Source organism: Pseudonocardia ammonioxydans, from assembly GCF_900115005.1.
Taxonomy (GTDB): domain Bacteria; phylum Actinomycetota; class Actinomycetes; order Mycobacteriales; family Pseudonocardiaceae; genus Pseudonocardia; species Pseudonocardia ammonioxydans.
The window spans coordinates 66,503-88,668 of the sequence record NZ_FOUY01000028.1 but is presented as its reverse complement, the minus strand read 5'-3'; the positions used below and the strand labels follow the sequence as shown (position 1 = coordinate 88,668).

Annotated in this window: 22 protein-coding genes and 1 pseudogene; 11 read left to right on the top strand and 12 right to left on the bottom strand. The window is 74.8% G+C overall.

Annotated elements, in window-relative coordinates:
- Positions 1 to 161 precede the first annotated feature (161 nt).
- The 4 genes from BM093_RS36765 to BM093_RS23725 all read right to left on the bottom strand — a co-directional run bounded on the left by BM093_RS36765 (position 162) and on the right by BM093_RS23725 (position 3,991).
- Positions 162 to 950, bottom strand: coding sequence for a M24 family metallopeptidase (locus BM093_RS36765; RefSeq protein WP_245773750.1), 789 nt, complete (start codon positions 948 to 950; stop codon positions 162 to 164).
- Positions 950 to 1,414, bottom strand: coding sequence for an aminopeptidase P family N-terminal domain-containing protein (locus tag BM093_RS36760; RefSeq protein ID WP_218162903.1), 465 nt, complete (start codon positions 1,412 to 1,414; stop codon positions 950 to 952). Before BM093_RS36760 ends, BM093_RS36765 begins: the two co-directional genes overlap by 1 nt.
- Before the next feature lie 32 nt (positions 1,415 to 1,446).
- Positions 1,447 to 3,153 carry a flavin-containing monooxygenase gene (locus tag BM093_RS23730; protein WP_093349555.1) on the bottom strand — a complete coding sequence of 569 codons (1,707 nt, stop codon included), beginning with the start codon at positions 3,151 to 3,153 and terminating at the stop codon, positions 1,447 to 1,449.
- A 106-nt stretch (positions 3,154 to 3,259) separates the two neighbouring features.
- A complete protein-coding gene (locus tag BM093_RS23725) occupies positions 3,260 to 3,991 on the bottom strand; it encodes a dienelactone hydrolase family protein (RefSeq protein WP_093349550.1) in 732 nt (243 codons plus the stop codon).
- Between the two features lie 234 nt (positions 3,992 to 4,225).
- Between BM093_RS23725 and BM093_RS23720 the strand changes: the two genes are divergently transcribed.
- Entirely contained in the window at positions 4,226 to 4,669 is a 444-nt protein-coding gene (locus tag BM093_RS23720; RefSeq protein ID WP_093349547.1) for a nitroreductase family deazaflavin-dependent oxidoreductase, read from the top strand.
- A gap of 38 nt (positions 4,670 to 4,707) precedes the next feature.
- Here BM093_RS23720 and BM093_RS23715 read toward each other — a convergent pair whose 3' ends face one another.
- Positions 4,708 to 5,127, bottom strand: coding sequence for an Lsr2 dimerization domain-containing protein (locus tag BM093_RS23715; RefSeq protein ID WP_093349543.1), 420 nt, complete (start codon positions 5,125 to 5,127; stop codon positions 4,708 to 4,710).
- A gap of 3 nt (positions 5,128 to 5,130) precedes the next feature.
- Positions 5,131 to 5,625 (bottom strand): hypothetical protein, encoded by a 495-nt coding sequence (locus tag BM093_RS23710; protein ID WP_093349538.1) that lies wholly within the window; start codon positions 5,623 to 5,625, stop codon positions 5,131 to 5,133.
- Between the two features lie 166 nt (positions 5,626 to 5,791).
- On the opposite strand from BM093_RS23710, the gene BM093_RS23705 reads away from it, so the two are divergent.
- Together BM093_RS23705 and BM093_RS23700 are read left to right on the top strand one after the other, a co-directional pair.
- Positions 5,792 to 8,161: a phosphatase domain-containing protein gene (locus BM093_RS23705; RefSeq protein ID WP_218162902.1), complete on the top strand. Its 2,370-nt coding sequence runs from the start codon at positions 5,792 to 5,794 to the stop codon at positions 8,159 to 8,161.
- 52 nt (positions 8,162 to 8,213) lie between these two features.
- Entirely contained in the window at positions 8,214 to 9,605 is a 1,392-nt protein-coding gene (locus tag BM093_RS23700) for an NAD(P)/FAD-dependent oxidoreductase (protein ID WP_093349619.1), read from the top strand.
- Positions 9,606 to 9,609: 4 nt separating this feature from the next.
- Here the strand turns inward: BM093_RS23700 and BM093_RS23695 are convergent, their stop codons facing one another.
- A complete protein-coding gene (locus BM093_RS23695; protein ID WP_093349533.1) occupies positions 9,610 to 10,461 on the bottom strand; it encodes an endonuclease/exonuclease/phosphatase family protein in 852 nt (283 codons plus the stop codon).
- Between the two features lie 63 nt (positions 10,462 to 10,524).
- Between BM093_RS23695 and BM093_RS23690 the strand changes: the two genes are divergently transcribed.
- Together BM093_RS23690 and BM093_RS23685 are read left to right on the top strand one after the other, a co-directional pair.
- The gene (locus BM093_RS23690) at positions 10,525 to 11,277 is read left to right on the top strand and encodes an FkbM family methyltransferase (RefSeq protein WP_093349528.1); all 753 of its coding nucleotides are present in this window, start codon (positions 10,525 to 10,527) and stop codon (positions 11,275 to 11,277) included.
- Positions 11,278 to 11,325: 48 nt separating this feature from the next.
- Positions 11,326 to 13,680 (top strand): CDP-alcohol phosphatidyltransferase family protein, encoded by a 2,355-nt coding sequence (locus BM093_RS23685; RefSeq protein WP_093349523.1) that lies wholly within the window; start codon positions 11,326 to 11,328, stop codon positions 13,678 to 13,680.
- A 25-nt stretch (positions 13,681 to 13,705) separates the two neighbouring features.
- Here the strand turns inward: BM093_RS23685 and BM093_RS23680 are convergent, their stop codons facing one another.
- On the bottom strand, positions 13,706 to 14,419 hold the full coding sequence (locus BM093_RS23680) for a RibD family protein (RefSeq protein ID WP_245773749.1): 714 nt from the start codon (positions 14,417 to 14,419) through the stop codon (positions 13,706 to 13,708).
- 178 nt (positions 14,420 to 14,597) lie between these two features.
- Between BM093_RS23680 and BM093_RS23675 the strand changes: the two genes are divergently transcribed.
- The 5 genes and pseudogenes from BM093_RS23675 to BM093_RS36750 all read left to right on the top strand — a co-directional run.
- Positions 14,598 to 15,575 (top strand): zinc-dependent alcohol dehydrogenase, encoded by a 978-nt coding sequence (locus BM093_RS23675; RefSeq protein ID WP_093349514.1) that lies wholly within the window; start codon positions 14,598 to 14,600, stop codon positions 15,573 to 15,575.
- Positions 15,576 to 15,609: 34 nt separating this feature from the next.
- Positions 15,610 to 16,008: a 6-pyruvoyl trahydropterin synthase family protein gene (locus BM093_RS23670; protein WP_093349509.1), complete on the top strand. Its 399-nt coding sequence runs from the start codon at positions 15,610 to 15,612 to the stop codon at positions 16,006 to 16,008.
- The gene (locus BM093_RS23665; protein WP_093349504.1) at positions 16,005 to 17,111 is read left to right on the top strand and encodes a glycosyltransferase family 4 protein; all 1,107 of its coding nucleotides are present in this window, start codon (positions 16,005 to 16,007) and stop codon (positions 17,109 to 17,111) included. Before BM093_RS23670 ends, BM093_RS23665 begins: the two co-directional genes overlap by 4 nt.
- A 56-nt stretch (positions 17,112 to 17,167) precedes the next feature.
- The gene (locus BM093_RS23660) at positions 17,168 to 17,992 is read left to right on the top strand and encodes a class I SAM-dependent methyltransferase (protein WP_093349616.1); all 825 of its coding nucleotides are present in this window, start codon (positions 17,168 to 17,170) and stop codon (positions 17,990 to 17,992) included.
- A pseudogene (locus tag BM093_RS36750) lies at positions 17,989 to 18,852 on the top strand (lysylphosphatidylglycerol synthase transmembrane domain-containing protein); the annotation flags it as partial. The gene BM093_RS23660 and the pseudogene BM093_RS36750, both read left to right, overlap by 4 nt.
- Before the next feature lie 72 nt (positions 18,853 to 18,924).
- Here BM093_RS36750 and BM093_RS36120 read toward each other — a convergent pair.
- The 4 genes from BM093_RS36120 to BM093_RS23640 form a co-directional block, all read right to left on the bottom strand.
- Positions 18,925 to 19,434: a gamma carbonic anhydrase family protein gene (locus tag BM093_RS36120; protein ID WP_177238660.1), complete on the bottom strand. Its 510-nt coding sequence runs from the start codon at positions 19,432 to 19,434 to the stop codon at positions 18,925 to 18,927.
- A 4-nt stretch (positions 19,435 to 19,438) separates the two neighbouring features.
- Entirely contained in the window at positions 19,439 to 19,951 is a 513-nt protein-coding gene (locus tag BM093_RS23650; RefSeq protein ID WP_093349496.1) for an O-acetyl-ADP-ribose deacetylase, read from the bottom strand.
- Positions 19,948 to 20,721: a 5-formyltetrahydrofolate cyclo-ligase gene (locus BM093_RS23645; protein ID WP_093349491.1), complete on the bottom strand. Its 774-nt coding sequence runs from the start codon at positions 20,719 to 20,721 to the stop codon at positions 19,948 to 19,950. Before BM093_RS23645 ends, BM093_RS23650 begins: the two co-directional genes overlap by 4 nt.
- A gap of 100 nt (positions 20,722 to 20,821) precedes the next feature.
- Positions 20,822 to 21,304, bottom strand: coding sequence for an NUDIX hydrolase (locus tag BM093_RS23640; RefSeq protein WP_093349488.1), 483 nt, complete (start codon positions 21,302 to 21,304; stop codon positions 20,822 to 20,824).
- Between the two features lie 208 nt (positions 21,305 to 21,512).
- Here BM093_RS23640 and BM093_RS23635 point away from each other — a divergent pair, with 208 nt between their 5' ends.
- Positions 21,513 to 22,166 carry a DUF3159 domain-containing protein gene (locus BM093_RS23635; protein ID WP_093349483.1) on the top strand — a complete coding sequence of 218 codons (654 nt, stop codon included), beginning with the start codon at positions 21,513 to 21,515 and terminating at the stop codon, positions 22,164 to 22,166.

Genomic DNA, 22,166 nt, shown 5'->3' with positions numbered 1-22,166 from the left:
AGTCGGTGCGCGAGATCGCCCGGCGGGGCGCGGACATCGAGCGGGTGGTGCTGGCCCGGGCGGTGGAGGCGCACTGTGACGACCGGGTGCTGCTCGACGACACCACGACGATCGTCTTCTAGGAGAGGCCGACCGACCTCATCACACCGGTCGGCCGGTCGTCATCGCGGTCCCATCAGCTCGAGCGGTGTCGCGTACGTGCTCTCGGCACCGTCGTCGCCGATGATGTAGACGTTCTCCATGTGACAGGGGCCGAGCTCGCCGCCGAAGTACAGGCAGTCGAGGCTGATCACCATGTCCTTCTCGATCTCGAACCCGGCGGTGCCGGCACGCCCCTGCGCGGGGTAGGCGAACGGGAACTCCAGGGTCATGTGCCCGATGCCGTGCGCAAGCACGAGGAGCTTGTCGGGGACCGGGATGCCTTCGGCGACGAGGTGGTCGTGCGCGATCCGGGGCAGGTCCCCGGTGAAGGCTCCGGGGCGCATCCGGTCGACCATCTGGAGGAAGGCGTCACGCAGCACGTCGTGCAGCCGCTGGTACTCCGGAGACGGTTCACCGATCACTGCGGTGCGGTTGATGTCGATCCAGATGTCCTCGCAGACCCCCTGGGTCTCGAGGATCACGATCTGTCCTTCGTCCAGCGGTCGGTCTCCGCGGGTGCGGAAGAGCTCAGGAAGGAAGGCGCCCTGGAACGTGCCGCCGAAGAGCATCGCGCCCTCGTCGACCGGTGTGGCGTCCATCCGGACCATCGCGTCGGCGACGGCGTACTGCACCTCGTCCCACGACACCCCAGGGCGGAGAGCCTCCACCGCCGCAGCCAGTGCCCGGTCGCCCACTGTCCCGACCCGCCGGAAGGCCTCGAGCTCAGGTGCGGTCTTGACCATCCGGGAACGGATGAGCGTCTCCAACGCATCGGACCCGGTGAACCCGAGCCCGTCGAGCCGGTGCATCACCCGCAGATCGTCGAGCCGATGCGGCCACGCTCCAGGCCGTGGTCGCCGAGTGTGACGGCGATCGAGGCCAGCACGTCGGGCTCGCACCGTCCTCGTACACGGGCGCCGTAGAACTCCGCGGAGGCCTTTCCGATCGTGCTGGCCGCGGCCGAGGGGTCCTCGGACCGCATGACCTCGCAGAAATTGATCATGTCGAAGACACGGATCTCGCCGGCACGGTCGGGCCTACCGGCTTCCTCCTGCACCATGAGGAGGGCCAGGTTGGCCTCCGGGAGTGCGAGAACGACCGGCTTGTCCTCGGCGAGCGGTACGACCGCGGCACAGAGCGGTTCGTGAAGTTGCCACTTCTCGAGCACCGAACGGTAGCCCGTGGCGTACAGGACGTTGTGCGGCGTGGTGAGCACGACAGCGTCGAGTCCTTCGGCCGCCATCAGCCCGCGCAGTCGGTGGATGCGCTCCATTGCGTTCCTCCGGTTCGTGGTCGCTCGAGAGGTCAGAGGTCGGCTGCCAGCTGGAGAGCCAGGAAGCGGCCGTAGAACCGCGCCATGGCCAGATTTCCGCCCATGAACCAGAGCCCGGGCTGGCCGGTCCGCCGCCAGACGCCCCGGAGCTCCCCCTCCGGATCGAGGCCCCACACCGGCCCGCAGCGGTCGGCGATCTCGTCGCCGAGCAGGGACCGTGCGGTCTCGACCATGCCGTGATAGCCGGTGGCCAGTACGACGACATCGGCCTCGAGTTCGCTGTCGTCGGAGAGCCGGACACCGGTCGGGGTGAGGCGCGTGATGTCCGCCCCGGGACGGACGGTGATGGTGCCGTCGGCGATCAGACCGGAGCAGCCGACGTCGATGTAGTAGCCGCCGCCCTTCTGGAGGAAGAGCATGAGGGCTCCGGTCCCGTCGATCCCGTCGTTGAGACGGAACCCGGCCCGGCCGAGACCGGCGAGCAGATCACTGTCCTTCTCCGCCTTCCGTGCGGTCATCGCCCGCTGAGCGTCCCCTGCCGCCGGCCAGGGCATCGAGGCTCCCAGCAGGTCGGCGACCTCGGTGGCCGGTCCCGTCTCGTCGTAGAGGCCGGCCATGGCCATGGCCGAGGCCTCCGCGCTCACCACGTACGTGCTGAACCGCTGGAGCATGGTGACCCGGGCGCCGTGTTCGGCGAGGTCCTGTGCGATGTCGTGTGCGCTGTTGCCGGCACCGACGACGACTGCTCGGCGTGTTGCGAAGCCCGCACCGCCGGGAAAGGTGCTCGAGTGACACAGGGTGCCCGCGAAATCGTCGGCGCCCGGGATCTCCGGTACCCGGGCCTCTGTTCCGCTGACTCCTGTGGCCAGCACGAGGTGACGGGGGCGCAGCCGGCGCTCGCTCCGGTCGGTGCGCCGAAGGACGAGATCCCAGCCGCTTCCGTCGTGCGTGGCCGCGGTGAGCGAGGTCCCGGTCCAGACATCGAGGTCGAGGGCCGCGACGTAGTGCTCCAACCAGTCGGCGAGCTTGTCCTTGGGGGTGAAGACGGGCCAGCTGGGCGGAAAGGGGAGGTAGGGCAGATGGTCGTACCAGACCGGGTCGTGTAGGCGCAGGGAGTCGTATCGTCGGCGCCAGTTGTCACCGACCCGGTCGTTGTGATCGACGACGAGGGTCCGGACCCCCATCCGGGTCAGGCGTGCGGCGAGACCGAGTCCTGAGTGGCCGGCCCCGACGACGACCACGTCCGGCTCGTCGTCGAGGAACTCCCGCTCCCGTGCCCGGGTCTGGGCCCACGTCGGCCCCCCGGAGGTCCGTGCTTCCGCACCGTGAGGCCGCCGGCGCCCGGTTGCCTCCTCACGGCCGACGAGTTCACGCGCGGCGGTGAGGAGGGTCCAGGCCCTCCACGCGTGACCGTCGGTCGTGGTGAGTCGCAGGATCCCCTCTGCACGGTGGACCGGAGTCCGAAAAGTGATGGAGGCCTGAACGAAGGAACCGTCCGGGGCGTGAGACGCGTCCGAGACGGTCAGGCCCGAGACCTCTCCCTTCAGGTTCGCCGCGATGGTGTCGGAACCCTGGAAGGTGCGCAGGTCGTCGGTGATCACGAGCAGGTCGCGCCACCACGCGTCGGGTTGGAAGAGGTCGGCGATACCGGTTCCGGACGACAGTGCGCGCTCGAAACGACGGAGCCAGTCGAGGACGGTCGCGCGCACATCGGTGGTCTCGCCTGCAAGTTCGGACACAGCACTCCCTCGTGCCTGTCAAACGATCGGTAGGCGAAGATTAGCAAGGCGGTGGAATTCCGACAAGCCACCGCTTTCGGCCGGCGAGACGCTGCACGGCTCGAACTCACCGCAGATGCCGGGCGAAGAACCGGTTCGCGTCGTCCCCCTCGAACTGCGGGACGCCGGTGTGCCCGCCCAGGTTGGCGTGCAGCGTCTTCTCCGCGGAGCCGAGGGCGTCGAACAGATCCAGGGCCCGCTGCCGGTCGTTCCCCTCGTCGTCCCACTGCAGCAGCATCAGCAGTGGGACGGTGACCTGCCGGGCCTCCTCGAGCAGGGCGCGGGGTACGACACTGCCGGCGTAGAGCAGGGCGGCCGAGATGCGCGGCTCGACCGCCGCCAGGCGGACGCCGACAGCGGTCACCCCGCCCGCGTGCCCGACCGGGCCGCCGATCCCGGGTAGCCGGAGGAGGGCGTCCAGGGCGGCACGCCACTCCGGGACTGCCGCGTCGACCAGTGGAAGGACGAGCCGGTCGACGATGTCGTCGTCGACCGGCTCGCCGGCCTCCAACGCTCGGCGCAGGTCGGCGCGGGCATGGTCGGCAGCGGCGATGCGGGGCCGGTCGCCGCACCCGGGCAGTTCGACGGTGGCGGCGGCGAAGCCCTCCGCCGCACAGTGCCGGGCCCGGGCCGCGAGCCGCGGATACATCGTGCGCAGTCCGCCGGGATGGCCGAGCAGGATCAGCGGGGCCGGGGCGGAGACGGCCGCGGGCGTCCACAGGATGCCCGGGATCTCATCGAGGAGGAACTCGCGTTCGACGACGTCGTGGTCGAGGTGCTGTTCGGACGTGAATCGCATGGTCGTGCCTTTCGGGTGCGCTCGTGAACGGCGCTCCCGGACGACCTACCGCCCGACCGTGACCCCGGAGGGGAGCACCCCTGTCGAAACCGCGTTCACGGGTACCACCTCCTCGAACTCTCGCACGGCTTGCCGGAACGTAGCCGAAACGGCTGGGGGACGCGAGCGGATTCGTGCAGGATCGGGACAACCGATCGCGAATCCCGGTTGCGGACGATCGAACAGGAGGGCTGCATGTCCCGCACGACCAGCCGTACCCAGCGGTGGTTCAACGCCGTCGCCCGGTGGCTGCTCCGGTCACCCCTGCACCGCGTGCTCAGCGGGAAGGTGATGCTGATCGAGGTGACCGGGCGCCGGACGGGCCGCCGCTACGTCGTCCCGATCGCCTACGCCGAACGGGACGGCGCCGTGCTGATGGGCGTGGCGAAGGCGACCTGGCTGCGCAACCTGGCTCCGCACCGCCCGGTGACCTTGACGGTGCGCGGGGAACGCCGGGTCGCCCACCCGGAGGTCATCACCGACGAGGACCGGGTCGCCGAGCTGTACCCGGCGATCCTGCGGCACAACTCCGCGCACGGGCGGATCCAGCAGCTCCGGCTGGAGCCGGACGGCTCGGTCAACCGCGCCGACCTGCGTGCGGGGCTGGATCGTGGTCTCGTGCTGGTCCGCCTGACCTGAACCGTCGCGTCCGCGGGAGCCGCAGGACGGGTGCGACGTCAGTCCGCCGAGTCCGCCGACCCGTCCTCGCTGCTCGGGCCGGAGGTGCTGGTGTCGGCCCGCCACTGGTCGATCAGGGACTGCTTGAACCGGTTGTTGACCGGGACGGGGAAGCCCCGGGCCTCGGCCCACTGGCGCAGCTGGTCCCGTTCGGCCGCGGTCAGCCCGGTGCTCGTCGACGGCCGGCGGCGTGGCCGGTTCCCCGACGCCGACGTCCCGCCCGGGAGCGAACCGGCGGCGGGGACCGAGGCCTCCACCCGCCCGGCGTCGATGAACGGCTGCAGGGCCGCGATCAGCCGGCGGTACTCGCTGCCGGCGAGGTCGATCGCGATCCGCATCTGATCGATGTGGATCTCGTGGGATTCGACGTCGTTCTCGGTTCCGGTGATGTCGCAGTACCGGATCTGGCGGATGCCCATCGATCAGCCCTTCTCGTCCTTGCTCGCGCGGGTGGCGGCCTTGCGCAGGGCGGTGAGCGTCTGACCGGACAGCGCCTTGGACGCGACCGAGTCACCGATCTGGCGGGGGGTCATGTGCCCGCGGCCGGAGGGCGCCAGGTAGGTCTGACCATCCGGCCCGGTGCGGTACTCCAGGTGCGAGGCGACCCGCCGGAACCGGGTACGACGACCGGCACCACGGAAGCCCTCCCACTTCTCGACCTTCACGGCGAGCTCACAACACGTGCAGGTCAGCCGCCGCAGCAGCAACCCGTCGTCGTCCACACCGGTGAAGTGGATCCCGGTCTGACGGATGGTCGGGAACAGGTGCCGCCCGCGTTCCCGACAGGCCAATACCTCGTCGGTGACCCGGTCGACATACAGGTCGACATCCTCATCGGAGGCCCGGGTCCAGCCGGACTCGGTCTGCTGTTCGCCCTGAATCGATTGGGGTGTTGCACCCACGTTCTCGTCGGCCACCGGCCGGTTCTCCTTCTAACTAGGACACCTCGACAATGCCGCAGGATAGCTGCGCTTCCCATCGCGTGTCGGACGAGGTCCACCGCGTGTTCCCGCTGCGTTCCGCAGATCGGCCCTCGTGACCGGCCGACCGTTTGCCGGGCCGGGGGACGGGCACGCTCCCCGGGTGACGAGCGACGCATCCCGGGCCGGGGATTCCGGCGGCACAGCTCCCGGCGGCGTGCAATCCGAGGACGTGGGGTTCGGCGGCCTGATGTTCGGTGGCGCGGTGTTCGACGGCGTGGTGTTCGACATCGACGGGGTGCTCCGCCTCGCCACCCCGCGCCGCCAGCTGCGCCGGCTGCGCGCCCTGCTGCGGCACAGCACGCACGACCTCCGCTCGGTACAGGGGATGCCGCAGGTCGTGCACAGCCTGGTGGACGACCGTCCCGGCACACCGGTGTTCTACCTGACCGCCCTCCCGTCCGGTCTTTCCCGGCTGGTCACCGGGCTGCTGCGGCGGGACGGCTACCCGCCCGGCACCGCGCTCGTCGTCGGCCGCACGCCGGTGCTGCGGTGGCTGGTCGGCGGCGGCGCGGCGAACAAGCGGGTCGCGCTCGAGCGGCTCGCGCAGCGGATGCCGTCGGTGCGGTGGGTCCTCGTCGGCGACGACGCCGGCCACGACCCGGCCGTGTACGGCGAGTTCGCCGAGCGCCACCCGGGCCGGGTCGCGGCGATCGCGGTGCGGCAGGTGCTCGATGTGGACCCACCGGAGACCGGCGTGACGTCGTTGCCCGGGACCGTCGCGGGGGCGCCGGTGATCGCGGCTCCGAACGGTGAGGAGCTGCTGCCTCGGCTGCGCACCGGCCTCGGTGCCGAGCCGCGGCGCAACGGGCTGTCGGACTGGTTCCTCACCGGGGAGGAACGGGGCAACGACGTGACCCGGTTGCGGGCCTGGACCGAGGGCAACACCGTCGGCGCCCTGGTGCACGGAGATCGCTACCTGCCCCGGCTCGCCGGGACGGTCGCGGCCACCGGGGCCGGTGACGCGGTGCTGTTCGCGGGCTGGCGGGCCGATGCCGGGCAGCGTCTCGCCGAGCACGGCCCCACGGTCGCCGAGGCGCTCTGCGGGGCCGCGCGGCGGGACGTGCGGGTGCGCGGGCTGCTCTGGCGCTCACACAGCGGCCTGCTCGGCTACCACGCCCGCGAGAACCGCAGGGTGGCCGACGCGGTCGCCGACGCCGGCGGTGCCGTCCTGCTCGACCAGCGGGTCCGGGTGCTCGGCAGCCACCACCAGAAGCTCGTCGCCGTCCGGCACCGGGACCGTCCGGAGGACGACGTCGCGTTCGTCGGCGGCATCGACGTCGATCTCGGCAGCCGCGACGACGCCCGCCACACCGGTGACCCGCAGGCCGAGAGGTCCGGCTCGGAGTACGGGCCGCACCCGGCGGTGCACGACGTCCAGCTGGAGCTGCGCGGACCGGCGGTGCGGGACGTGGAACAGGTGCTCCGGGAGCGGTGGGAGGACCCGTCGCCGCTGTCCGGGATGCCCTGGCACCCGGTGTCCGCGCTGGGCACCGCCCGCCACCGGGCCGACACCCGGTTCCCCGGCGCGGCAGCGGACCCGCCGGCCACCGGCGGTTGTGCGGTGCAGCTGCTGTGCACCTACCCGAACCGGTGGCCCCGCCACCCGTCGGCGCCGCGCGGGGAGCGCAGCATCGCCCGCGGCTACAGCAAGGCCCTCGGCCGGGCCGAGCGGATCGTCTACGTCGAGGACCAGTACATGTGGTCGGTCGATGTCGCCCGGGTCTTCGCCGCCGCGCTGCGCCGCAGCCCCCGGCTGCACCTGATCGCAGTGGTCCCGCGGATGCCGGACGTGACGTCGCGGGCCTACCTCGACACCGCCGGTCTCGGCCACGCCGAGGCGCTGGCCATAGTGCAGCAGGCCGGCGGGGACCGGGTGCAGGTCCTCGACGTGGAGAACCGGCGGAACGCGCCGGTCTACGTCCACGCCAAGCTCTGCATCGTCGACGACGTCTGGGCGGCGGTCGGCAGCGACAACTTCAACATGCGGTCGTGGACCTACGACACCGAGCTGGCCGCCGCCGTCGTCGACACCGAACGTGACCCGCGGGCACCGGCCGATCCGGCCGGTCACGGGGACGGTGCGCGCCGCTTCGCCCGGGACCTGCGCCTGGAGCTGATGCGCGAACACCTCGAGCTCGGCCGCAGTGACTCCGGGGCCGACTACCACGGGGCCGACTGTGACGGGGCCGACTGCCACGGGGCCGACTGCCACGGGGCCGACTGTCACCACGACGCCGACCTGCTCGATCCCGACCGCGCCGCGGCCACGGTGCGCGAGAGCGCCGCGGCGCTGGAGGCCTGGCATGCCGGCGGCTGTCGCGGGCCACGCCCGCCCGGCCGCCTGCGGCCGCACACCCGCCGGCAGACCGGGCTGCCCCGCAGGCACCGGTGGTTCACCGCGCCCGTGTACCGGTCGTTCCTCGACCCCGACGGCCGTCCGCTGGGCATGCGGCTGCGCCGCACCTACTGACGTGCCCGCGCCCGGGCGTTTCGCCGGCGGGTCCTGCGGGCAGGCCCGGGGCATGCCGAAGGATGATCGGGCGCACGACGCGTCGCAGCGCCGTCCCCGGGTGGTCGTCGTCGGCGGGGGTTTCGCCGGCTACCACGCCACCCGCGCACTGGCCCGCACGATGGGCGACGCCGCCGAGATCGTGCTGGTCAGCCCGACCAACTACTTCCTCTACCTGCCGCTGCTGCCGGAGGTGGCCGCCGGGATCCTCGAACCCCGGCGGATCTCGATCTCGCTCGCCGACGCGCTGCCCGCGCAGGTGCGCACGATGCCGGGCGAGGTCGACGAGATCGACCTCGCCGGCCGGACCGTGTGGTGGGTCGACCCGGAGGGCGGCCGCCAGGCCATCGCCTACGACCGCCTGGTCCTCGCGGCCGGCAGCGTCCACATGCTCCAGCCGGTCCCGGGTGTCTCCGACCACGCGCACGGGTTCCGCGGCATACCGGAGGCGCTGTACCTGCGCGACCACCTGATCCGGCAGATCGACCTGGCCGCGGCCACCGACGATCCGGCGGAGCAGGAGGCGCGCCGCACCTTCGTCGTGGTCGGCGCCGGCTACACCGGCACCGAGCTCGCCGCGCAGGGACAGCTGTTCACCGACCTGCTGGCCCGCAGCCGCGGGATGCCCGAACGCTCCACCCGGTGGGTGCTGGTCAACCGCAGCCGGATCCTGTCCGGGCTCGACCAGCACCTCGCCGACACCGCGGACCGGGTGCTGCGCGAGCGGGGGATCGACGTGCGCACCGGCACCACGGTGGAGGAGGCGACCGCGACCGGCGTCCGCCTCGACACCGGCGAGCACGTGCCGACCCGCACCCTGCTGTGGTGCGTCGGGGTGCGGGCCGATCCGCTGCTGGCGAGCCTCGGACTCGAGCTCGAGAAGGGCCGCGTCGTGGTCGGCCCGGACCTGCGGGCCCCCGGGCATCCCGAGGTGTTCGTCTGCGGTGACGCCGCCGCGGTGCCCGACCCGGGACGTCCGGGGCAGCTCACCGCGATGACGGCCCAGCACGCGGTGCGGCAGGGCAGGCTCGCGGCACGCAACGTCGCGGCGTCGCTGGCGGGGCGGCGGATGCGCCGCTACCGCCACCGCGACCTCGGCTTCGTGGTGGACCTCGGCGGCACCCAGGCGGCGGCGAACCCGCTGCACATCCCGCTGAGCGGACGGCCCGCCAAGGCCCTCGCCCGCGGCTACCACCTGATGTCGATGCCCGGGAACCGGGTGCGCACCGCCGTGGACTGGCTGCTCGACGCGGTGCTGCCGCGGCAGACGTCCCAGCTCGGCGTGGTCCGCTCCGACGCGGTCCCGCTCGACACGTCCTCACCCGAGGTGCCGCAGAGCCCGCTCGGGTTCCCGCCCGCCGACCCGCCGCCGGTGCATGAACGGGCGGCCGCCGAGGAGCGATGACCGCTCAGCCGCCGGCGGTCAGCGCGGCGAGCACCGGGTAGTGGTCGCTGGGGTAGGTGCCGGTGGCCGGGTCGCGGTCGCGCAGCACGGTGTGGCCCACGGCCCGCAGCCGGGCCCGGCCACCGGCGAGCAGGATCCAGTCGAGCCGGCGCGGGGCCCGGGCGCGGCGCACGCCGTCCACGGTGTCGAGCAGGACGCGCCGGGCGCCGTGGAAGGCGTGGAAGGTGCCCGGCCCGGTGTCGCGGCCGCTTCCCGCCGCGACGGCGGTGTCCTGGAAGCCGTCGTCGGCGAAGAGCCGGTACGGGACGGAGCCGGGCCGGCAGTTGAAGTCCCCGGTCACCACGACCGGCAGGTCGCCGTCCGCCCGCAGCGCCGCGACCCGGCGCAGGACCAGCTCGCCGCCCCGCACCCGGGCGAGCCCGCTGAGATGGTCGAGATGGGTGTTGAGGTGCAGGAACGACAGCCCCTGCGGCGTGCGGAACCGGGCCCAGTTCGCGGCCCGCACGACCCGGGTGCGCCAGGACGCCGAGCGCCGGTCCGGCGTCTCGCTGAGCCAGAATCCACCCGTGCCGAGCAGCTCGAGCCGGGCCGGGTCGTAGAGGATCGCATTGAACTCGCCCGGGGCGCCGTTGCCCGCGGCGGGGCCGAGGAGGCAGGCGTACCCCGGTAGCTCCCGCCGGTAGGTCGCGAGGCTCTCGGTACGCAGTTCCTGCACGCCGAGTACGTCCGGCGCGTGCCGCCGGATCGTGCCGGCGTTGAGCGCGGCCCGGTGTTCCCAGCTGTTGGCCCCGTCGCGACGGCGGGAGAAGCCACGGATGTTGAACGTCATCACGGTCAACCGGCGGTGCGCCGACATGGTCCCATCCGACCCGCGGTCGGGCACGGGCGCAAACCGGGAGCGCCCGCTACCCTCGGCCGGGTGCTGACCCGGGCCTTCGGCATCGCCCGGTCGCTCGCGATCTATCACGGCGTACCGGGGCGGCAGCGGCGCATGCGCGCGTTCTACTCGGCCTTCCTGGGGCCGGGCGATCTCGCCTTCGACGTCGGTGCGCACGCCGGGAACCGGGTGCGGGCCTGGCGTGCGCTCGGGGTGCGGGTCGTCGCCGTCGAACCGCAGCCGGACTTCGTGCGGCTGCTCCGGCTGTTCAGTGCCCGCGACGACGGTGTGACCGTCGTGCCCGCCGCGCTCGGCGCGCGGCCCGGCACCGCCCGGCTCGGGATCTCGCGGGCCACCCCGACGGTGTCGACGATGTCCGAGGACTGGCGGCGCACCGTCGCCGACGACGCCGGCTTCGCCCGGGTCCGCTGGGAGGACACGGTGCCGGTCGAGGTGCGCACCCTCGACGACCTCGTCGCCGCACACGGTGTCCCGGCCTTCTGCAAGATCGACGTCGAGGGGTTCGAGGCCGACGTCCTCGCCGGCCTATCCCGGCCGCTCCCGGCGCTGTCGTTCGAGTACCTGCCCGCGGCGCACGACGCCGCGCTCGCCGCGCTCGCCCGGGTGGAGGCGCTCGGCACGCACGTGTACCGCTACTCACCGGTCGAGACGATGCGGTGGGACCCCGCCGCGACCGGTGACCGGTGGCTCGACGCCGGCGAGCTCGCGTCGCTGCTCGACCGGCGACGCCCGCTGGCCCGCTCCGGGGACGTCTACGCCCGCCCGGCTCCCTGAGCCGGCGCACCGCCCCGCCGGGGGCGGGGCTCGGGCACCCTGGGCGCGGTGTCCCCCCGGATCCCGGCCGCCGTGGTCGCCCCGTCGCTCGCCCGGCAGCTGACGGCGGGTGCGGTGCTGCTGGCCGTCGTGCTCGCGGGTCCGGCCCAATGGGTCGGGGTCGGGGTCGTCCGCGGCACCGCCGGCGTGGTGCTCGCGGTGGCGGGGGCCGCGGTCCTGGTGCGGGCCGCCCGCACGGCCGGATCCCGGACCCTCGGTCCCGCCGGGTCGGTGACGCTGGCCCGCGGGGTGCTGGTGGTCGGCGTCGCCACGCTCACCGGGTTGGACGGCGCGGGCCGGGTCGCGCTGGTCGTGCTGGCGTCGGTCGCGCTCGTCCTCGACGTGGTGGACGGGCCCGTCGCCCGCCGCACCGGTACCGCGACCGCGCTGGGCGCGCGGTTCGACATGGAGACCGACGCGCTGCTGCTGCTGGTGCTGTCGGTGCACGTCGCGCTCGTCTCGGGTGCCGGGTGGGTGGTCGCGCTGGGCCTGATGCGCTACGCCTACGCGGCCGCGGGCCGGGTGCTGCCGTGGCTGGACGGCGACCTGCCGGTCCGACGCTCGGCCAAGGTCGTCGCGGCGGTGCAGGGGGTCGTGCTCGTCGTCGCGGCCGCCCGGGTGCTTCCCGGCCTGGTGGAGCGCGCGGCACTGGCGCTGGCCCTGGCCGCGCTGCTGTGGTCGTTCGGCACGTCGGTGGCCCACCGGTGGCGGGTCGCCGGCGAGCACCCGTTCCGCCGGCGGGCCGCCGCGGCGGGCCTGCTCACCGTGGCCGCGGTCGTCCTGGTCGGCGGGATACTCGTGCTGCCGACCGATCCGCTCGCACTGGAGCCGTCGGCGTTCGTCCGGCTGCCGATCGAGGCCGTGGTCGGTGCCGCGGTGCTCGCGGTGCTCCCCGCCCGGCCCCGCCGGGTCGTCGCGGTCCTCGCGGGTGTCGTGCTCGCCCTGGTCGGCGTGCTGAAGCTGCTCGACCTCGGGTTCCGGACGTTCCTGGACCGCCCCTTCGACCCGGTGTCGGACCGGGTGCTGCTGGGCAACGCCCGGGAGTTCGTGCAGGGCGCGGCCGGGGCGGCGGGGGCGGTCGCCGCCACGATCGGTGCCGTGGCCGCCGTCGCCGGGCTGCTGGTGGCGACGGCCTGGGCGGTGGCGCGGCTCGGTGGCCTCGCCGCCCGGCACCGCGCGGTGACCCTGCCGGGGGCGGCCGTGCTCGCCGCGGCGTGGCTGGTGATCTGGGCCGGGGCGGGTATCCCGCCGGTGCCGGGCGTGCCGCTCGCCGCCGCCGACGGCGTCGCCCAGGTGCGCGACCGGATCGCGACGGTGCCCGCCGCGATCCGTGACGACCGGGCGTTCGCCGCCGAGGCCGCGCAGGACGCCTTCGCGGGCGTGCCCGCCGACGGGCTGCTCACCGCGCTGCGGGGCAAGGACGTGGTGTTCGCGGTGGTGGAGAGCTACGGGCGCTCGGCCGTCGAGGACCCGGCCATGGCCCCGCGGATCGCACCCGTGCTCGCCGCCGGGGACCGTGCGCTGGGCGCCGCCGGGTTCGCGTCGCGGTCGGGGTTCCTCACCGCGCCGATCAGCGGCGGCGGGAGCTGGCTGGCCCACGCCACGCTGTTCTCCGGGCTGCGGATCGACGACCAGGGCCGGCACGACCGGCTCACCGCCTCCGACCGGCTCACCCTGACCCGCGCCTTCCGCGACGCCGGCTGGGAGACGACCGCGGTCATGCCGGGCACGACCCGGGCCTGGCCGGAGGCGTCGTTCTACGGCCACCAGCGGGTGCACGCCCGCGACGGCCTGGACTACGCGGGGCCGCCGTTCAGCTGGTCGCCGATGCCCGACCAGTACGCGCTCGCGGCCTTCTCCCGGCTCGAGTACGACCGCCCCGGCCGGGGCCCGCTGCTGGCCGAGATCGCGCTGACCTCCAGCCACGCGCCGTGGACGCCGGTGCCGCCGCTGCTGCCGTGGGCGCAGCTGGGCGACGGCTCGGTCTACGCGCCCCACGCCCGCGGGCAGCGGGCCTTCGAGTCGATTTTCTCGGGGGACACCGCCGGAATCCGCGCGGACTACCTGGGCTCGCTCGCGTACTCCCTGCGGAGCCTGCTCGGCTGGGTCGAGCGCTCCGGCGCCGGCGCTGCCGACCCCGATGATCTGGTCGTCGTGCTGCTCGGGGACCACCAGCCGGTCACGGCGGTGACCGGCCCGGATGCCGGCCGCGACGTCCCGATCTCGATCGTCACCCGGGACCGCGCGGTGCTCGACCGGGTCGCCGCCTGGGGGTGGACGCCCGGGCTGCGGCCCCCGCCGGACGCCCCGGTGTGGCCGATGGAGGATTTCCGCGACCGGTTCCTGACGGCCTTCGGCCGGTGAACCGGCCGGTCGCCGCGAGCGGGGGTCAGGTGCCGCGGACCGCGTAGCGCAGCAGGACGAGGTCCCCGATCGGGCGGGCCTCGACCAGCCGCATCCGGCGGTCCGACCCCTGCGGGAAGCCGCCGTCGCGGACGAAGCGGGGCGCGCGGGCGTCGCCGACGAAGAACGGCGCCACCACCACCTGCAGCTCGTCGACCAGCCCGGCGGTGAGGAACGCGGTGTGCACCGCGCCGCCACCCTCGATCATCAGCCGCTCCACACCGCGTCCGGCGAGGTCGGCCAGCACCGTGGCCGGGCAGGGCGGGTCACCGGCGTCGACCACCTCGGCCGCCTCGCCGAGCCGGGCCCGCAACCCGGTCACCGCGGGGGAGGCGGCGTGCACGAGCGTCGGTGGCAGGCCGTCGTGGCGGACGAACACCGCTGCCGACGGGTCCAGCCCGCCGCTCGCGGACAGCACGACCCGCCGCGGCGAGGCCGGCCGGCCCGCGGCGACGCGCTCGTCGCGGCGGCGGCCGGAGCGCACCAGCAGGCGAGGGTCGTCGGCCCGCACCGTCCCGGCCCCGACGAGGATCGCGTCCACCCCGGCGCGGACCGCGTCCACCCGGTCCAGGTCCTCGGCGTCGGAGAGCACCAGCGTGCCGGGGCCGGTGTCGTCGATGTAGCCGTCCAGCGACATCGCCACCGACGCCAGCACGTGGGGACGCCCCGCCCGGGCGTCCGTCGTCGCGGGCGCACCCACCGTCGGCACCTCCGCCGTTCCCGTCGTCGTCCGCATGCGGCCCCCGGTCGCGCCACCCGTCCCGCACCGGCCCTCGCCGGTGCTCAGTGATCCCGGTCACTGCCGGTGACGCTACGCGATCGGCGGCGAACCGGTCGCGTGAATGCCGGGCCGGGTGCACGCACTACTCTCGCCGCCCATGAGCGGTGAGGCGCGCGCGTTCTGGGTCGCCGAACCGGGCCGCGGGGAGGTCCGCACGGTGCCGGTGCCCGAGCCCGGGCCGGACGAGGTCCTGGTCCGCACCCGGTACACCGCCCTCAGCCGGGGCACCGAGGCGCTGGTCTTCCGCGGCGAGGTGCCGGTGAGCGAGCACCACACCATGCGGGCCCCGTTCCAGGAGGGCGAGTTCCCGGCCCCGGTGAAGTACGGCTACCTCGCCGTGGGCGACGTCGAGCAGGGGCCGCCCGGGCTCGTCGGGCGCACGGTGTTCTGCCTGTACCCGCACCAGAGCCGGTTCGTCGTCCCCGCCGACGCGGTGACCCCGGTCCCGGACGACGTCCCGCCCGGCCGGGCGGTGCTCGCCGGCACCGTGGAGACCGCGGTGAACGCGGTCTGGGACGCGGCGCCGCTGGTCGGCGACCGGATCGCCGTCGTCGGCGCGGGCATGGTCGGCTCCGCGGTCGCCGGGGTGCTCGCCGGGCTCCCCGGCGCCCGGGTCGAGCTGGTCGACACCGACCCCGCCCGCGCCGCGGTCGCCGAGGCGCTCGGCGTCGGGTTCGCCACGCCGGCGGACGCGACCCGAGACTGCGACCTCGTGGTGCACGCCAGCGCCACCGCCGCCGGCCTGCAGCGCTCCCTGGAGCTGCTGGCGCCGGACAGCGAGGTCGTCGAGCTGAGCTGGTACGGCTCCCGCCCGGTCGAGCTCGCACTCGGCGGTGCCTTCCACAGCCGGCGACTGGCCGTGCGGGCCAGCCAGGTCGGCACGGTGTCGCCGCGGCGGGCCCGGCGTGGCTACGCCGACCGGATGGCGCTGGCCCTGCGGCTGCTCGCCGACCCCCGGTTCGACGCCCTGATCGGCGACGAGCGCCGGCTCGAGGACCTGCCGCAGGTGCTGGCGCGGGAGGCGACCGGTGAACCGCGCGGGCTCGGCATCCGTGTCCGGTACGGGGAGCAGTGACTCCCTCCACCCCTCCGGCCCCCGGGAGAGCGCGTTGTTCAGCATCACCGTCCGAGACCACGTCATGATCGCGCACAGCCTGCGTGGGGAGGTGTTCGGACCTGCGCAGCAGCGGCACGGGGCCACCTACCTGGTCGACGCGACGTTCCGGCGCCGCGAGCTCGACGCGGACGGCATCGTGGTCGACATCGCGCTGGCCACGGCACAGCTGAGCGCGACGCTGGCCGACCTCAACCACCGCGACCTCGACGAGCACCCCGAGTTCGCCGGGCTCAACACCACCACCGAGTTCCTCGCCCGCACGATCGCGGACCGGCTCGCCGAGCGGATCGCCGCGGGCGCGCTCGGGCCCGGGGCGGCGGGGCTGACCGGACTCGCGGTGACCCTGCACGAGTCGCACGTGGCGTGGGCGAGCTACGAGCGGGAACTGTGAGCAGGCCCCGAGCCGCTCCCGCGGTCCACCCGACCGCGGCCGTCCGGTCCGCCGGGCCGGTGCACGTCGTGGTCCCGGCCGGGATCGACGACCCGGCCGCGCCCAGCGGTGGCAACGTCTACGACCGGCGGATCTGCGCCGGGCTGGTGGCCGCGGGCCGCACGGTGCACGAGCACGCGGTCCCGGGCGACTGGCCGGACGCCGCGCCGGCCGCGCGGGACCGGCTCGACGCCGCGCTGGACGCCGTCCCCGACGGCGACGACGTGCTGCTCGACGGGCTGGTGATCTGCGGGGCACCCGAGGTGCTGGCCCGGCACGCCGGACGGGTGCGGGCGCTCGTGCTCGTGCACCTGCCGCTCGGTGACGAGCGCGGGCTCGGCGCCGCCGTCGCGGAGGATCGCCGGGACCGCGAGCGCGCCGCGCTGCACCTGGCGGCGGCGGTGGTGACCACCGGCCCGTGGACCGCACGCCGTGTCGTCGAGCAGCACGGCGTGGACCCGGGCCGCGTGCACGTGGTGCCACCCGGGGTGGACCCGGCACCGGAGACCGCCGCCCGGGAGCCGGGCACCCGGCTGCTGGCCGTCGGCGCGCTGAGCCCGACCAAGGGCCACGACCTGCTGGTCGAGGCCCTGGCCCGGTGCGCGGACCTGGCGTGGACGCTGCGCCTGGCCGGCCCGGACGGGCGGGACCCCGCGCACGCCGCGGCGGTCCGGGCCGCGGTGGTCCGGCACGGGCTCGGCCCGCGGCTGCGGCTGGACGGGCCGCTGACGCGCCCGGACCTCGACGCCGCCTACGCGGACGCGGACCTGCTCGTCCTGCCGTCGCGGACCGAGTCCTACGGCATGGTCGTCACCGAGGCGCTGGCCCGTGCGGTGCCGGTGCTGGCGACCGCGGTCGGCGGGGTTCCGGACACCCTGGGGGGTGCCGGGGTGCCCGGCCTGCTCGTCGGGCCCGGCGACGTCGACGCCCTCGCCGGCGGCCTGCGCACCTGGCTCACGGTCCCGCAGGTGCGCGCGGCGGCGCGGTCGGCGGCGCGGCGGCGCCGCACCGAGCTGGACGGGTGGCCGACGGCGGTCGGCCGGCTGGAACGGGTGCTGTCGTGAGCGCGCCGCTGCAGGGGCCCGCCGGGACCGAGGTGTGCCCGCCCGCGTGGCTCGCCATGCGCGAGCCCGCCGACGCCGACGCGCGCTCCGCCGAGCTCGCCGCGGACCTGGCCGCGTCCCTCGCTGCGACACCGCCCGTGGCACGGGCCGTGTCGTCGGGTGCGCTGCTGGTGCGCGATCTCGGCTGCGGGACCGGGTCGATGGCCCGCTGGCTGGCCCCGCGGCTGCCCCCGCGCGGCGGGCAGCACTGGGTGCTGCACGACCGCGACCCCGGCCTGCTCGAGTACGCGGTCGCCGGCCTGCCGGCGGGCGTCACCGGCGAGGCGGCGCCCGGTGACCTGACCCGGATCGACGCCGCCGCACTGGCCGGCACGGGGCTCGTCGTCGCCTCGGCGCTGCTGGACCTGCTCGACGCCGACGAGGTCGACGCCCTGGCCGAGGCGTGTGTCACGGCGGGCTGCCCGGCCCTGCTCACGCTGTCGGTCACCGGACGGGTGCGCCTCGACCCGCCCGATCCGCTCGACCCGGCGATCGCGGCCGCGTTCGACGACCACCAGCGCCGTCGCGCCGGGACGAGACGGCTCCTCGGCCCCGACGCGGTGTCCGCCGCGGTCACCGCGTTCGGCCGGCGGGGCGCCCGGGTGCGGACCGCCCCCAGCCCGTGGCGGCTCGGCCCGGACCGGTCCGGGCTGCTGCGCGAGTGGCTGGCCGGATGGCTGGACGCGGCCTGCACGCACCGTCCCGGGCTGCGCCGTGTCGTCGGCCCGTACCGGGAGCGGCGGGAGGACGAGCTGGCCCGCGGACGGCTCACGGTCCGGGTCGGGCACGCCGACCTGCTGGCCGTCCCGGACACGGGCAGCGCGGCGGGGGAGCGGCCATGACGGGCCGGACGTGGCTGCGGCCGGTGCTGCGGACGGCGCTCGGTGCGGCACTGCTCGCGCTGCTGATCACCGGCGTCGGCGCCGGGGAGCTCCTGGACCGGCTGCGCGCGATCGAGGCCGGCACCCTGCTCGCCGCGCTCGCCCTCGGCGCGGCCGGTACCGCCTGCACGGCGTGGCGCTGGGTCGTGGTGGCCCGCGCGCTGGGGCTGCGGCTGGGCTGGTCCGAGGCGGTCGGGGACTGCTACCGGGCGAGCTTCCTCAACTCGGTGCTGCCGGCCGGCGTCCTGGGCGACGTGCACCGGGCGGTCGGGCACGGCCGCCGGGTCGGCCGGGTCGGAGCCGGGGTACGGGCCGTGCTGCTCGAGCGGCTGGCCGGGCAGGTGGTGCTCGTCGCCGTCGCGGTGGGTGTGCTCGCCGCCCGTCCCGGCCTGCTGCACGCGGCCGTCGACGCGGTGCCCGGCGGGCCGGGGTGGCTGGTGCTGCTCGGGCTCCCGGTGGTGGTCGTGGCCGTGGTGCTGCTCGGCAGGGTGCTGCGGGCACGGCTGCCCGGGGTGCTCGCCGAGATCCGTGCGCTCGCCCGGGCCCGGCGGGTGGTCGCGGTGCTGCTCGCCTCGGCCCTGGGCCTGGGCAGCTACCTGCTGATGTTCGTCCTCGCCGCCCGCACGGCCGGGGCGAGCGCCGGTACCGCCGAGCTGCTCCCGCTGCTGGTGCTGGCGATGGCGGCGATGACCCTGCCGTTCAGCGTGGGCGGCTGGGGCCCGCGTGAGGCGGCCGCGGCGGCCGGGTTCGCCGCCGTCGGGCTCCCGGCCGCGGAGGGCCTGGCCGCGGCGGTGGTCTACGGGGTGCTCGGGCTGGTCGCCACCGCACCGGGCGCGCTGGTGCTGCTGCTGGGACGACGCTCCCGTGCTGCAGTCCCGGCTTCCGGCGGTTGCTCAGCCGTTCCCGTCCCGGTGCTGCCCGAGCAGGTGGACGTAGGCGGCGGCGGACAGCGGGATCGAGTCCCGCTCCTGCTCGGTCAGCTCGCGCCGCACTTTCCCGGGGACCCCGGCCACCAGCGACCCGGGCGGCACCACGGTGCCCTGGGTGAGCACCGCGCCCGCGGCGATGAGCGAGCCGGAGCCGACGTGCACGCCGTTCATCAGCACGGCCCCCATGCCGACCAGGACGTCGTCCTCCACCGTGCAGCCGTGCACGACCGCGCGGTGGCCGATGGTGACCCCGTCGCCGATCGTGGCGGGGAAGCCGGGGTCGGCGTGGATCACCGTGCCGTCCTGCACGTTCGTCCGGGCGCCGACGACGATCGGGGCGAACTCCGAGCGGATCACGCACGTGTACCAGACGCCGGACTCGGCGCCGACGGTCACGTCACCGGCGAGCACGGCGCCGGGCGCGATCCAGGCATCGGGGTGCACGTCGGGGGAGCGGCCGTCGATGGTGATCATGCGCTCACCCTACGGCCGCCGCGAACGCCGCCAGGACGTCGTCGCTGAACAGCACGAACCGCACGCGGGACACCCCGGTGCGGGCACCACGGACGGTCTCGACCGCGATCCGCGCGGCGTCCGGGACCGGCCAGCCGTAGACACCGGCCGAGATCGCGGGGAACGCGACGGTGCGCGCCCCGAGCTCGTCGGCCACCCGCAGCGACTCGTGGTAGGCGCTCGCGAGCTGGTCCGAGCGGTCCTCGCTCGTCGCGTACACCGGACCGACGGTGTGGATCACCCATCGGGCCGGCAGGTTGCCGGCCGTGGTGGCGACGGCCTGCCCGGTCGGCAACCCGTCGGGGTAGGTGTCGGCGCGCAGCCGCTTGCACTCGGCGAGGATGTCCGGGCCCCCGCGGCGGTGGATCGCCCCGTCGACCCCGCCGCCGCCGAGCAGGGTCGAGTTGGCCGCGTTGACCACGGCGTCGACCTCGGCCTCGGTGATGTCCCCGCGTTCGGTCACGATCTCGACGCTCACCGTCGGGCCTCCTTTCGCAGCCGTCCCAGCAGTGGGATGGCCTCGATCTTCTCCTCGGTCAGCGAGTCCCACACGATGCCGCTGTCCGGGCGGGTCCGCCGGTGCTCCCGGCAGTCGATCACCCGGTCCGGGGTGACCACGAGGTCGACCGGGGCGTCGTGCGAGGCCCACGGGACGACGCCGGCGTCGCGCAGCTGCAGCTCGTGCACCGTGGTGACGACCAGGGTGTCGTCCGAGATCAGCCCGGCCTCGCGGGCGAGCGCGAACTCCAGGTCCGCGAAGCCGCCGCCCTTGCCGAGCCGGGCGCCGTCGGCCCCGACGGCGACGCAGCCGGTGACGACGACGTCGACCGGTTCCAGCTCGTCGACGGCGACCCGGCGGGCCGACCGGGTCGCGTTCTTGATCGACACCGCGCGCCGGGGCGGGTCGGCCAGATGGTCCGGATCGAGCAGGAAGAACGGGTCCTCCTCGGCCAGCTTCGGGACGGCCATGTAGACGGTCTTGCCGTCCTCCAGGGCGTACTGCCGGACCGGGAGCTGCGCCGAGTCCGGGTTGGACTTGACGGTGCGGGCGGTGCGCCAGACGTCCAGCTCGCGCAACCGCCGGGCCGCGGCCTCGGCCCCGACGAAGTTGGAGATGCGGTTGCGGGCGCCGGGGAAGCGGGACGCCTTCTGCTCGGTCAGCGCGGTCCAGACCTCGTCGCGCAGCTCGGCCTTGCGGGCCAGCGTCTCCGGGTCGCCCCCGGCGTCGTGGTCATGGCGGCGGCTCATGGCGCCGACTCTGCCAGGCGGGCCGTCGGGGCTGCTGCTCGCCATGGCGGGCGGGTACCCGCTCCGGTGGGCGGGCAACCCGTGGTGGCACCGCCGGCGCTCACCCGAGCAGGTCCGCCAGCCGGTCCAGGAACGGCAGCTGCCCCTTGACGATCTTCTCGCGGGCGGTGCCGAGGTCGAACCACTCCGCACGGTCGAGTTCGGGGAAGCGCATCCGCCGACCCGAGCGGGGCGGCCACTCGATCTCGACCCAGGTGTCGTCGTCCGGGCGGTCCGCGACGGCCTCGGCGCCGGCGAAGCCGGAGCCGTCGAGGGCGAACGCGGTGACGGCCTTGCCGGAGCGGCGCACGGTGCCGAGCTCGACCGGATCGCCGTCCGGGGGCGGGACGCCGATCTCCTCGGCGAACTCGCGCCGCGCCGCGTCCAGCGGGGGCTCGCCGGGGCCGTGCTCGCCCTTGGGGATCGACCACGCGTGCGCGTCCTTACGGGCCCAGAACGGGCCACCCATGTGGCCGAGCAGGATCTCGATCCCGGTCGGCCCGGTCCGGTGCAGGAGCAGTCCGGCGCTGGTCACGGCAGGCACGCCGGAATCCTCTCAGGTCCCGGTCCGGCCCCACCGGCTGCGGGCCGTCTCCCGGCCCGGCCGCCGGGTGGCCGGCGAAACGCCGACGGCCGGGGGAGCGAGTCGTTTCGGACGGAGCGAGCCCCGAACCACGATCCACCGAGACCACGATCCACCGAAGCCACGATCCACCGAAGCCACGATCCACCGAAACAACGAGGAGCCGGCCATGACCGCTGCCGCCGCCCCCGGCACGTCGCACGGGAAGGCACTGAGTCCGCTCACGATCGCCACCGGTTTCCTGCCCTGGATCGCCTTCGCGTTCATCGCCCAGCGGCTCGCGGCGGACGGTGTGGCCTGGAGCGCGGTGATCGCCGTCGCGATCACCGTGATCACGCTGGTGTGGGGCGGGGTCCGCCACCACCCGATGCAGCTCAACGTCTTCTCGCTGGTGGTGTTCACGGTGATGGCCGTGACCGGGTTCGTCGGCGGGCAGGCGGTCGACCAGTGGCTCTACGAGTGGGGCCGCCCGCTGGTCGGGGTCGTGCTGGGGCTGATGGTGCTGGTGACCGCGGGCTCGCGACCGTTCACCGCCGGCTACGCGAAGATGTCGGCTCCGCGCGAGGTGTGGGACTCACCGGTCTTCCGGAGGATCAACCGGGTGCTGTCCGCGACCTGGGGTGTCGCGCTGATCGTGATCGGGGCCGCCTCGCTGGTGGTCACCGCCCTGGACGCGCAGGCCGGCGACACCGGCAGCCCGTACCTGCTGGATCTGATCCTGAACTGGGTGGTCCCGATCGCGGTCCTGGTGTGGACGATCCGGTTCACCAACACCTACCCGGACCGCGTCACCGCCGGCACACCGCAGCCGGCCGGGCAGTGA